The organism is Streptomyces sp. NRRL F-5755 (assembly GCF_001279365.1).
Lineage (GTDB): Bacteria > Actinomycetota > Actinomycetes > Streptomycetales > Streptomycetaceae > Streptomyces > Streptomyces rimosus.
In genome coordinates this window covers 25057-36292 of the sequence record NZ_LGCW01000320.1, presented here as the reverse complement: position 1 = coordinate 36292, position 11236 = coordinate 25057, and the positions used below count along the sequence as shown (strand labels likewise).

The 11236-nt window shown below is 70.0% G+C and carries 11 protein-coding genes, 1 rRNA gene and 1 riboswitch; of the genes, 11 read left to right on the top strand and 1 reads right to left on the bottom strand.

What is annotated here, in order from left to right:
- The 11 genes from rrf to ADK86_RS38750 all read left to right on the top strand — a co-directional run.
- Window positions 1-78, top strand: a 5S ribosomal RNA gene (gene rrf / locus ADK86_RS38800); the annotation flags it as partial.
- 204 nt (window positions 79-282) lie between these two features.
- On the top strand, window positions 283-891 hold the full coding sequence (locus tag ADK86_RS38795; RefSeq protein WP_053700865.1) for a CDP-alcohol phosphatidyltransferase family protein: 609 nt from the start codon (window positions 283-285) through the stop codon (window positions 889-891).
- A gap of 114 nt (window positions 892-1005) precedes the next feature.
- Window positions 1006-3501, top strand: coding sequence for a mannose-1-phosphate guanyltransferase (locus ADK86_RS38790; protein WP_030599307.1), 2496 nt, complete (start codon window positions 1006-1008; stop codon window positions 3499-3501).
- Between the two features lie 120 nt (window positions 3502-3621).
- Window positions 3622-4536, top strand: a complete 915-nt coding sequence (locus ADK86_RS38785) for a DUF881 domain-containing protein (RefSeq protein WP_053700864.1) — start codon at window positions 3622-3624, stop codon at window positions 4534-4536.
- Window positions 4533-4865, top strand: a complete 333-nt coding sequence (locus ADK86_RS38780) for a small basic family protein (RefSeq protein WP_003984969.1) — start codon at window positions 4533-4535, stop codon at window positions 4863-4865. The genes ADK86_RS38785 and ADK86_RS38780 overlap by 4 nt, the downstream gene beginning before the upstream one ends.
- A gap of 5 nt (window positions 4866-4870) precedes the next feature.
- Complete coding sequence (locus tag ADK86_RS38775; RefSeq protein WP_420718912.1) at window positions 4871-5818, top strand: DUF881 domain-containing protein; 948 nt, start codon at window positions 4871-4873, stop codon at window positions 5816-5818.
- Between the two features lie 118 nt (window positions 5819-5936).
- Window positions 5937-6773, top strand: a complete 837-nt coding sequence (locus tag ADK86_RS38770; protein ID WP_226048853.1) for an FHA domain-containing protein — start codon at window positions 5937-5939, stop codon at window positions 6771-6773.
- 17 nt (window positions 6774-6790) lie between these two features.
- Entirely contained in the window at window positions 6791-7537 is a 747-nt protein-coding gene (locus ADK86_RS38765; RefSeq protein WP_003984966.1) for a MerR family transcriptional regulator, read from the top strand.
- A 53-nt stretch (window positions 7538-7590) separates the two neighbouring features.
- Window positions 7591-8064, top strand: a complete 474-nt coding sequence (locus ADK86_RS38760; RefSeq protein WP_003984965.1) for a bifunctional nuclease family protein — start codon at window positions 7591-7593, stop codon at window positions 8062-8064.
- Between the two features lie 186 nt (window positions 8065-8250).
- Window positions 8251-8853: a MerR family transcriptional regulator gene (locus ADK86_RS38755; RefSeq protein ID WP_030599301.1), complete on the top strand. Its 603-nt coding sequence runs from the start codon at window positions 8251-8253 to the stop codon at window positions 8851-8853.
- Between the two features lie 280 nt (window positions 8854-9133).
- Entirely contained in the window at window positions 9134-10699 is a 1566-nt protein-coding gene (locus ADK86_RS38750) for a DNA polymerase IV (protein WP_053700863.1), read from the top strand.
- On the opposite strand, the gene ADK86_RS38745 is transcribed toward ADK86_RS38750, so the two are convergent.
- Window positions 10591-10992, bottom strand: coding sequence for a PRC-barrel domain-containing protein (locus tag ADK86_RS38745; RefSeq protein WP_033022568.1), 402 nt, complete (start codon window positions 10990-10992; stop codon window positions 10591-10593). The genes ADK86_RS38750 and ADK86_RS38745 overlap by 109 nt on opposite strands.
- Before the next feature lie 114 nt (window positions 10993-11106).
- Window positions 11107-11204: riboswitch (glycine riboswitch) on the top strand.
- The last annotated feature ends 32 nt before the right edge of the window (window positions 11205-11236 follow it).

The following is an 11236-nucleotide window of genomic DNA, read 5'->3' as shown; positions in this document are numbered from 1 at the left end:
TCGAACCCGGAAGCTAAGCCTTTCAGCGCCGATGGTACTGCAGGGGGGACCCTGTGGGAGAGTAGGACGCCGCCGAACAATTGTTGTGGGGAAGCCCCGTACCGTATGGTGCGGGGCTTTTCTGCGTTTAGAGTCGATGCCGACCGCGCCACCGTCGGCCGGCGTCGCTTTTTCGGCGGTTATCGGGTGGTATCCGGACAGGGGCCCCGCGGTGTGGCGAACTGTAGTGGCCAGGTAAGGTCAGGGGGCATCGTCGGTACGTTCCCCACAGGAGGCCCCCGGGTGGAGGTCCAGGAGACGCGCGTCCAGACGGATCGTGTCCTCACCATCCCGAACATTCTGAGCATGGCTCGTCTCGTCGGCGTGCCGGTGTTCCTGTGGTTGATCCTGTGGAAGGAGTTCGGCGGCCCGGACACCAAGTACTGGGCGCTGCTCGTACTGGCGCTCAGCGGCGTCAGCGACTACCTCGACGGCAAGCTGGCCCGCCGCTGGAACCAGATCAGCAGCCTGGGCCGGATCCTCGACCCGGCTGCCGACCGGCTGTACATCCTCTCCACCCTCGTCGGCCTGACCTGGCGCGGAATCCTTCCGCTGTGGGTCACCGCGGCCCTGCTGGCGCGCGAACTGATGCTGCTGATCGCGGTCGCCGCGCTTGCCCGGCACAACTACGGCCCTCCCCAGGTGAACTTCCTGGGGAAGGCGGCTACATTCAACTTGATGTACGCCTTCCCGTTGCTGCTGCTCAGCGACGGAGAAGGTTGGCTCCACACGCTCGCTGCGATTTTCGGATGGGCGTTCGCAGGATGGGGTACAGCACTGTACTGGTGGGCAGGGATCCTCTATGTGGTCCAGGTCCGCCGACTCATCAAGGTGGACAACAAGGCCGACTGATCCCGCCGTACCGGCACCTGGCCGGAACCAGGTGCCGAGGGCGCACACCGTTAAGTCTCCCGGACGGGTGAAGTCGGCAAGACCGTCGTCTCTTTCGAGGAGGACGCTTCCGACATGAAGGCCGTTGTGATGGCCGGTGGCGAAGGCACCCGTCTTCGCCCCATGACGTCGAGTATGCCCAAGCCGCTGCTGCCGGTGGCCAACCGGCCGATCATGGAGCATGTGCTGCGGCTGCTGAAACGGCATGGACTCAGTGAGACCGTGGTGACCGTGCAATTCCTGGCGTCCCTCGTCAGGAACTACTTCGGTGACGGTGAAGAGCTCGACATGGAGCTCACCTATGCCAACGAGGAAAAGCCGCTGGGAACGGCCGGCAGCGTGAAGAACGCCGAGGAGGCGCTTCGCGACGACGCTTTCCTCGTGATCTCCGGCGACGCGCTCACCGACTTCGATCTCACCGATCTGATCCGCTTCCACAAGGAGAAGGGCGCGCTCGTCACCGTCTGCCTCACGAGGGTCCCCAATCCTCTGGAATTCGGCATCACGATTGTCGACGAGGACGGCAAGGTCGAGCGATTCCTGGAGAAGCCCACTTGGGGCCAGGTCTTCTCCGACACGGTCAACACGGGCATCTACGTCATGGAGCCCGAAGTCTTCGACTATGTGGAGCCCGATGTCCCGGTGGACTGGTCGGGTGATGTCTTCCCGCAGCTGATGAAGGAGGGCAAGCCGGTCTACGGCTATGTCGCCGAGGGCTACTGGGAAGACGTGGGCACCCACGAGAGCTATGTGAAGGCCCAGGCCGATGTCCTCGAAGGCAAGGTCGACGTGGACATCGACGGCTTCGAGATCTCGCCGGGCGTCTGGGTCGCCGAGGGCGCCGAGGTGCACCCGGACGCGGTGCTGCGCGGGCCGCTGTACATCGGCGACTATGCGAAGGTCGAGGCCGGCGCGGAGCTGCGCGAGCACACCATCGTGGGCTCCAACGTCGTCGTCAAGAGCGGCGCCTTCCTGCACAAGGCCGTGGTGCACGACAACGTGTACATCGGCCAGCAGAGCAATCTGCGCGGCTGTGTGATCGGCAAGAACACCGACATCATGCGGGCGGCGCGGATCGAGGACGGCGCGGTCATCGGCGACGAGTGCCTCGTCGGTGAGGAATCGATTGTTCAGGGCAACGTACGGGTCTATCCGTTCAAGACCATCGAGGCCGGCGCGTTCGTCAACACCTCGGTGATCTGGGAGTCCCGCGGCCAGGCGCACCTGTTCGGCGCGCGCGGCGTCTCCGGCATCCTGAACGTCGAGATCACCCCCGAGGTGGCGGTACGCCTCGCCGGCGCGTACGCCACGACCCTGAAGAAGGGCTCCACGGTCACCATCGCCCGTGACCACTCCCGCGGCGCGCGGGCACTGAAGCGGGCGATGATCTCCGCGCTCCAGGCCAGCGCCATCGACGTACGGGACGTGGAGAACGTGCCGCTGCCGGTCGCCCGGCAGCAGACGGCCCGCGGCAGCGCGGGCGGGATCGTGGTGCGTACGACACCCGGCGTACCGGACTCGGTGGACATCATGTTCCTGGACGAGCGGGGCGCCGACCTCTCCCTCGCGGGCCAGCGCAAGCTGGACCGGGTCTACGCGCGCCAGGAGTACCGCAGGGCCTTCCCCGGCGAGATCGGTGACCTGCACTTCCCCTCCAGCGTCTACGACTCCTACACCGGGTCGCTGCTGCGCTCGCTGGACACCGAGGGCATCGGGGAGGCGGGCCTGAAGGTGGTCGTCGACGCCTCCAACGGCAGCGCCGGCCTGGTGCTGCCCAGCCTGCTGGGGCGGCTCGGCGTCGACTCGCTCACCATCAACCCCGGCCTGGACGAGTCCCGGCCGACCGAGACCGCCGACGCCCGGCGCGCCGGGCTGGTCCGGCTCGGGGAGATCGTGGCCTCCGCGCGCGCGGCCTTCGGGGTGCGCTTCGACCCGGTCGGCGAGCGGCTGTCGCTGGTGGACGAGCGCGGCCGGATCATCGAGGACGACCGGGCGCTGCTGGTCATGCTGGACCTGGTGGCCGCCGAGCGGCGCAGCGGGCGGGTGGCGCTGCCGGTGACCACGACCCGTATCGCCGAGCAGGTGGCCGCATACCACGGTACGCAGGTGGAGTGGACGACCACCTCGCCCGACGACCTGACCCGGGTGGGGCGCGCGGACGACACCATCTTCGGCGGTGACGGCCGGGGCGGCTTCATCGTTCCGGAGTTCAGCAGCGTCTTCGACGGCGCGGCGGCGTTCGTGCGGCTGATCGGGCTGGTGGCGCGTACGCAGCTCACGCTCAGCCAGATCGACGCGCGGATTCCGCGGGCCCATGTGCTCAAGCGGGACCTGGCCACGCCGTGGGCGGTCAAGGGCCTGGTCATGCGCCATGTGGTGGAAGCCGCCGGCGACCGGTCGGTGGACACGACCGACGGCGTACGGGTGGTGGAGGCCGACGGGCGCTGGGTGCTGGTGCTGCCGGACCCGGCGGAGGCCGTCACCCATCTGTGGGCGGAGGGCCCGGACGACGCCTCGGCCCAACAGCTGCTGGACGAGTGGTCCGCCGTGGTGGACAGCGCCGGCCGCTGAGCACGGCCGGGCGGGCGCGACCGCGTCCGGACCGTCCGGTGGCCCCACCGGTGTGCCGCGATTCGGCACGCCGGTGGGGCCATTGGGTGACAGCGGCGCCGACGTGCGACGATGTGCGGCATGTCGCAGCAGCGCCCCGATCGGAGCACCCCCCAGCCGGCCTCGCGCCCCGATGCCTCGATGTCGCTGCTGACCAATGTCATGGACCACGCCCTGGACGACGGGTACGCGGAAGCGGCGGCCCGTAAGAGCGAGGCGGGGGTGCGCGGCCTTCCCCGTACGCTGCGGGCGAAGTTGGGGCTGGCGGCGGGCCTGGTGCTGGCCGCGGTGGTGGTGACGGTCGGTGCCGCCCAGGCGCGGATATCGGCGCCCACCCTGGCCAAGGAGCGCGAGGAGCTGATCAGCCGCATCGAGCACGGCACGGCCGACGCCGACGCGGTGCAAAAGCGTGTCGACAAGCTCCGCGACGACGTGGGTGCCATCCAGCGCGAGGCGCTGCGCAAGCACGGCGGCGACAAGGCCGAGCTGCTCGCGCTGCTGGCCGGCTCGACCCAGGTGACCGGGCCCGGTGTGAAACTCGTCGTCGACGACGCGAAGTCGGCGCAGTCCAATGGCGGCGGCCCGCGTGAGAGCAGTGGCTTTTCGGACACCGGGCGGCTGCGCGACCGTGATCTGCAGCGGGTCGTCAACGGCCTCTGGGCGTCCGGCGCCGAGGCCGTCTCCGTCAACGGGCAGCGCCTGACGTCCCTCTCGGCGATCAGAGCCGCCGGAGAGGCCATACTGGTCGACAACAAGCCGCTGGTGCCGCCGTACACGGTGCTGGCGGTCGGCGACGGGCACAAGCTCGCCACCGCGTTCCAGGACAGTGCGGACGGGCAGTACTTGCACGTACTGCAGAAGAACTACGGGATCCGTACGAAGATTTCCGCCGAGAACGGGGTCACGCTGCCGCCCGCGCCCAGCTTGATCGTACGTACAGCACAGCCGAAGGCCGGTGCCCAGGGCGGCACCGACACAGGGAAGGGCACATCGTGATCGCCGTACTGGGCCTCATCGTGGGAGTCGTGGTCGGGCTTGTGGTCCGACCCGTGGTGCCGACGGTGGTCGAGCCCTACCTGCCGATCGCTGTCGTCGCGGCGCTGGACGCCGTCTTCGGCGGTCTGCGCGCGATGCTGGACGGCATCTTCGACGACAAGGTCTTCGTCGTCTCGTTCCTGTCCAACGTGGTGGTCGCCGCGCTCATCGTCTTCCTCGGCGACAAGCTCGGTGTCGGCGCCCAACTGTCCACCGGTGTGGTCGTCGTACTGGGCATCCGCATCTTCTCCAATGCCGCGGCCATCCGCCGGCACGTCTTCAGGGCCTGATGCCGATGGGTACCGACGAGAATCCAGGGCGGGACGGTACGGCGCCGGAGCCGGGCCGGGCCCCGGAGGAGCCCCGTGCGGCGCGCTCCGCGGGTCAGGACCGGCCCGCCGACCGCCGGCCGATGCCGCCGGAGAGCAGGGCGGCGGAGCGCAAGCCCGACGGGGGACACGCCGCGGACGGGGCGCCGGACGCTACGGAACCGGCCACGGAGCCCGGCGCGCCGGGCCCGGCGATGACCGGGCGGCAGCGCCTGGTGGCCGGTCTGTGGCCGCCGCGGCTGACCCGCGCCCAACTGATCGTGGCCCTGCTGCTGTTCATTCTCGGACTCGGCCTGGCAATTCAGGTACGTTCCACCAGTGACAGCAGTGCACTACGGGGCGCGCGACAGGAGGATCTGGTGCGCATCCTGGATGAACTGGACAACCGTTCGCAGCGTCTGACGGATGAGCAGCGCAGGCTGGAAGGTCAGAAGACGGAACTGGAGAACAGCTCGGACCAGGCCGAGGAGGCCCGTAAACAGACCGTGGAGAAGGAGCAGCAGCTCGGCGTGCTGGCGGGGACGGTGGCGGCGCAGGGGCCGGGCATCAACCTCACCATCAACGACCCGACGCACTCCGTCGAGGCGGACAAACTCCTGGACACCATCCAGGAGTTGCGGGCGGCCGGGGCCGAGGCCATCCAGATCAACGATGTACGGATCGTGGCCGGTTCGTATGTCTCGGACGTCCGTGGCGGCGTGGAGGTGGACGGCAAGCGGGTCGCCCAGCCGTACCGCTTCAAGGTGATCGGCAAGCCCGAGGACCTGGAGCCCGCCCTGAACATCCCGGGCGGAGTGGTGCAGACTTTGGAAAAGGAGCAGGCCACAGTGTCGGTGAGCCGTGACGAGAAGATCATCGTGGATGCCTTGCGGGAGGCGAAGCGGCCTGACTACGCTCGGTCGTCATCGCGGTGAGTGAGCCACGAATGGGGACGGCCCGGGTCGGGCATGAGGTAGCGGGGGGTCGGCGCACCGTTCGGGTGGTGCGTGGTGGAAACTGTGTGGAGGCCACGGACGTTCACCGGATGTCCGGATCGGCCGGTGTGTGCATCGAGGGTTCGTCCTGCCCCACGGGCGGGTCTGTTTCGTTCAAGGGGAATCGCCCGTGAAGTTGTTTGCAAAGCTGTTCGGCAAGAGCGCACGCCAGGAGGGCGGCACCGGCTCGGCGAAGCACCGTGCCCCGCGCCAGCCCGAGGAGAGCGGCGCCGCCCAGGAGCGCCCGCTCTTCCGTGACCAGGTCGGCGCGCCCGGCGCCGGTTCTGTTGACCCCTCCGTGTCCGGCCGCATAGGTTCCCAGGGACCGTCGGCCGCGAACACGGGTGGAGGGGTTTCCTTGCCGGTCTGTACGAGGTGCGGTCACCGCAACGCCGAGGCGAGCCGGTTCTGCTCCAACTGCGGAGCGCCGCTGCGCCCCGGCGCGCAGGCGGAGCGTGCCTCCGAGACGACCTCCACCATCTCCATCTCGGGGCTGGAGGCGTACGACGCGGAGACGACCGGGCAGACGGCGATCCCGTCGCTGTCCCCCGAGGCGCAGGCGGCCGTCGAGGCGCTGCCGATGGGCTCGGCCCTGCTGGTCGTGCGCCGCGGTCCGAACTCGGGCAGCCGCTTCCTGCTGGACGGCGACCTGACGACGGCCGGCCGCCACCCGCAGAGCGACATCTTCCTGGACGACGTGACGGTCTCGCGTCGCCATGTGGAGTTCCGCCGCGGCCAGGACGGCACCTTCACCGTCGCCGACGTCGGCAGCCTGAACGGCACGTACGTCAACCGTGAGCGGATCGACTCGGTCCTGCTCGCCAACGGTGACGAGGTGCAGATCGGCAAGTTCCGGCTGGTCTTCTACGCGAGCCAGCGGGGCGTCGGGTTCTGACCGGCCAAGGAAGGCATATGCACCGCACTGGGCCGGGCGGTGCCGGGTCGGCCGGCACCGCCGCGGACGGCAAGCTGATGAGCATCGGAACGGTGCTCAACTCGCTGCGCGACGAGTTCCCCGAGGTCACCATCTCCAAGATCCGTTTCCTGGAGGCCGAGGGGCTCGTCGAGCCGCGGCGCACCCCGTCCGGCTACCGGAAGTTCAGCACGGACGACGTGGCCCGGCTGGCGTCCGTCCTGCGGATGCAGCGTGACCACTATCTTCCGCTGAAAGTGATCCGCGAGCATCTCGACGCCGTGGCGCGCGGTGAGCAGGTGCAGCTGCCGGCGCCCGCCGCGCCCGCGGGGGAGCTGTTCGAGGGGCTCGGCGAGCCGGACGCCGACCGGCCCACGGCCGCCCGGATAGGCCGGGCGGAGCTGCTGGCCGCCGCGGAGGTCGAGGAGGCCGAGCTCGCCGACTGGGAGTCGTACGGCCTCATCGTCCCGGACGACGGGGGCGGGTACGACATCGAGGCCGTCACGGTCGCCAAACTCGTCGCCGAGCTGGGGCGCTTCGGTCTGGAACCGCGCCATCTGCGGACGGTGAAGGCGGCGGCCGAGCGGGAGGCCAATCTGGTCGAGCAGGTCGTGGCGCCGCTGCGCCGCCACCGCAATCCGCAGACCAGGCAGCATGCCGAGGCCACGGCCAGGGAGCTGGCCACGCTGTCCGTACGGCTGCATGCTGCACTGGTCCAGTCCGCCCTGCGCGTCCGCCTGACGTGAGCAATGGGTGGCCCGACTACCCAAACCGGCCGGGCACGTCCTAGGGTTGCTGTGTGAACGAGCTCGATGTCGTGGGTGTCCGGGTGGAAATGCCTTCCAACCAACCGATCGTGCTCCTACGGGAGGTAGGAGGCGATCGTTACCTGCCCATTTGGATCGGGCCGGGGGAGGCCACCGCCATCGCCTTCGCCCAGCAGGGGATGGCCCCTGCCAGGCCGCTGACGCACGACCTCTTCAAGGATGTGCTGGAAGCGGTGGGCCAGGAACTGACCCAGGTCCGCATCACGGACCTGCGCGAGGGGGTCTTCTATGCCGAACTGGTCTTCGCCAGTGGTGTCGAGGTCAGCGCCCGTCCGTCCGACGCCATAGCGCTGGCGCTGCGCACCGGTACGCCGATCTACGGGACCGACGGGGTCCTCGACGACGCGGGGATCGCCATCCCGGACGAGCAGGAGGACGAGGTGGAGAAGTTCCGCGAGTTCCTCGACCAGATCTCGCCCGAGGACTTCGGCACCAACAGCCAGTGAGCCAGGTGCGCGGAGGGGTGCCTTCCGCGCATTCGATTAGCCTTTCCCCGAGCAGGGACACGAGAAACCACTCGCAAGGTGATTATCACTCGGCGTGGCGAGCGCGGCGATCGTTGACGCACCCCGAGTGACTGCATACCGTCGATAGGGCAGGTCCCGTCCGGGACGTGGAGGACGGAGGTCGGCGTGGCAATCACCGGCGACGGTACGGCGGCGGAAGGGGCGTTGCCGCTCCACTCCGGGGCTGCTGACCGCACCCCGGCACAGACCGCCGGGGCACCGGGCGACCGCGGGGCGGACACCATCGGCTACCGCGGCCCGACGGCGTGCGCGGCCGCGGGGATCACTTACCGCCAGCTCGACTACTGGGCCCGTACGGGTCTCGTCGAGCCGAGCGTCCGGCCCGCCTACGGGTCGGGCACCCAGCGGCTCTACAACTTCCGGGACGTCGTCGTCCTGAAGATCGTCAAGCGGCTGCTGGACACCGGGGTCTCCCTCCAGAACATCCGCACCGCCGTCCGGCACCTGCGCTCCCGCGGGCTGTCCGACCTGGCGAGAATGACCCTGATGAGCGACGGCGCGACGGTCTACGAATGCACCTCGCCCGATGAGGTCGTCGACCTGCTCCAAGGTGGACAGGGCGTCTTCGGCATCGCCGTGGGCGTGGTCTGGCGCGACGTGGAAGGCGCGCTGTCGCAGCTCCACGGGGAGCGGGTGGACACCGGCGAGACGCTGGTCCGGCACAACCCGCACGACGAACTGGCGCGGCGCCGCAACCGGGCGGGGTGAGCGGGGGCGTACGCCGCGGGGCTGGAGGCTGATCGCCCCGGCGTGCCCCCGGCGCATCCGGCGTACCCGACGTACGGAATCCACGCGTGCGCTCCTCGCGCGCCCGTTATGACGGTCTCCTGCGCCTCTGTCGCACCAGAAGACACACAACGGCCACAGGAGCCGCACGCGGCCTCTGAAGCGCGCACACGGCCTCTCAGGCGAATTCCGGAGTGCGCCCGAGGCAGGGCGGCGGGGTCGGTCGGGGCGATTGTCAGTGGTGTGGGGGAGCATCGGTCGTGTGAGACGTGCTCCGACGATCCTGCATCTGGACATGGATGCGTTCTATGCGTCCGCCGAACAGGCGGCGAAGCCGAGCCTGCGCGGAAAGCCCGTGGTGGTCGGCGGGATCGGCCCGCGCGGCGTGGTCTCCACGGCGTCGTACGAGGCCCGGGTCTTCGGGGTGCGCTCCGCCATGCCGACCGCCCAGGCCCGCCGCCTCTGCCCGAACGCCGCGTATCTGACCCCGCGCTTCACCCTCTACCGCCAGGTGAGCGACCAGGTCATGGAACTGCTCCACGCGCTGTCGCCGCTGGTGGAGCCGCTCAGCCTGGACGAGGCGTTCGTGGACCTGGAGGCCGGCGGTACCGAGGCCGACACGGCGGCCGTACGGGCCGTGGGGGAGCGGCTGCGGCGGGACATCAGACGCACGACGGGGCTCACCGGGTCGGTGGGCCTGGCCGGGGCCAAGATGCTGGCCAAGATCGCGTCCGAGCAGGCCAAGCCGGACGGCCTGGTGGTCATCGAGCCGGGGACGGAACGGGAGCTGCTGGGCCCGATGACGGTGCGTACGCTGCCCGGCGTCGGCCCCGCCACGGCCGAGACGCTGCGCCGGGCGGGCATCCACACGGTCGCCGAGACGGCGGAGGCGGGCGAGGCGGAGCTGGTGCGCCTCCTGGGCAAGGCGCACGGCACCGGGCTGTACGCCATGGCGCTGGGCCGCGACGAGCGGCCCGTGGTGGCCGAGCGGGACGCGAAGTCCATATCGGTCGAGGACACCTTCGACGTGGACCTGACCGACCGGACGCGGGTGCGGGCCGAGGTGACGCGGCTGGCGGACCGGTGCGTGGAGCGGCTGCGGGCGGCCGGGCGCTCCGGCCGGACCGTCGTGATCAAGGTGCGCAACTACGACTTCTCGACGCTGACCAGGTCGGAGACGCTGCGCGGACCCACCGACGACCCGGGCGTGGTGCGGGAGGCGGCGGCCCGGCTGCTGGACCTGGTGGACACGACGGGCGGCGTACGGCTGCTGGGCGTGGGCGTGACCGGGCTCGCCGACTTCACCCAGGAGGACCTGTTCGCCCAGCTCGCGACGGAGAAGGCGGCCGAGGAGGAGGCCGAGCGGGAGCGCCGGGTGGCGGCGGAGGCGGCCCGGGAGGCAGCCGACGAGCCCGAGCGGCCCCGGCGCTGGCTCCCCGGGCTGGACGTGATCCATGAGGAGCACGGCGCCGGCTGGGTGCAGGGCAGCGGCGTCGGCCGGGTGACCGTACGGTTCGAGCAGCCGTGGTCCGGGCCCGGCCGGGTGCGCACCTTCCCCGTCGACGACCCGGCGCTGCGCCCCGGCGAGCCGTTGCCGCTGGTGGGCGGACCACCGGACGGGCGGGGGAGCGAGCCGTACGGCGCGCCGGCCGAGCCGTCCGCAGGGCCCGCCCAGGAGGGAGCTGCCCAGAAGGGAGCTGCCCAGGAGCACCCCGCCCCTCAGTCCTCCGCCCCCGCCACCCGCCCGAACTCCGTGTCGGCCCGTGCGGCGTCCGAGCCGGGGACGGGCCCGGAGACGGAATCGGGGGCCGGAATGTCCAGCCGGTAGTGGTGGTAGAGCTGTAGTTCCTGCTCCGGCGAGAGGTGGCGGCCCACCCCGAAGTCCGGCGCATCCCTGATCAGCTTGCGGTCGTAGGGGACGTGCAGCGCCTCGTCGACCAGATCGCTGGGCTCCAGGGGCACGAACGCGTCCCGGCTGAAGATCCCGGTGCGTACGGCCGCCCATTCCGGTTCTCCGGTCGCATCGTCCAGGTACACCTCGTCGACGGTGCCGATCTTGGTTCCGTTCTTGTCGAACGCCTTGCGGCCGATCAAGCTGCGGGGATCGATATCGGTCTGCACGGTCCCTCCAAGTGGTCGCAACTGCCTTGTGACAACTACCAAACGGCACATTTCATGCCCCGGCCACTCGAAGGAACGCCCGTTCGCCGCGCTGGTAGGCTGGCGAACGGCTGTCGACCCCATGCGGGAGAGTCCTTCGCCGATCATGGCGGGGGCGCCGAAGGAGCAACTCCTCCCCGGAATCTCTCAGGCTCACGTACCGCATGGACGAGGTCACTCTGGAAAGCAGGGCGGGCCACGGACG

Bases quoted from the DNA above. Each gene is read 5' to 3' on its own strand.
- ADK86_RS38790 (WP_030599307.1), top strand. From the start codon at position 1,006: ATGAAGGCCGTTGTGATGGCCGGTGGCGAAGGCACCCGTCTTCGCCCC.
- ADK86_RS38785 (WP_053700864.1), top strand. From the start codon at position 3,622: ATGTCGCAGCAGCGCCCCGATCGGAGCACCCCCCAGCCGGCCTCGCGC.
- ADK86_RS38775 (WP_420718912.1), top strand. From the start codon at position 4,871: ATGGGTACCGACGAGAATCCAGGGCGGGACGGTACGGCGCCGGAGCCG.
- ADK86_RS38765 (WP_003984966.1), top strand. From the start codon at position 6,791: ATGCACCGCACTGGGCCGGGCGGTGCCGGGTCGGCCGGCACCGCCGCG.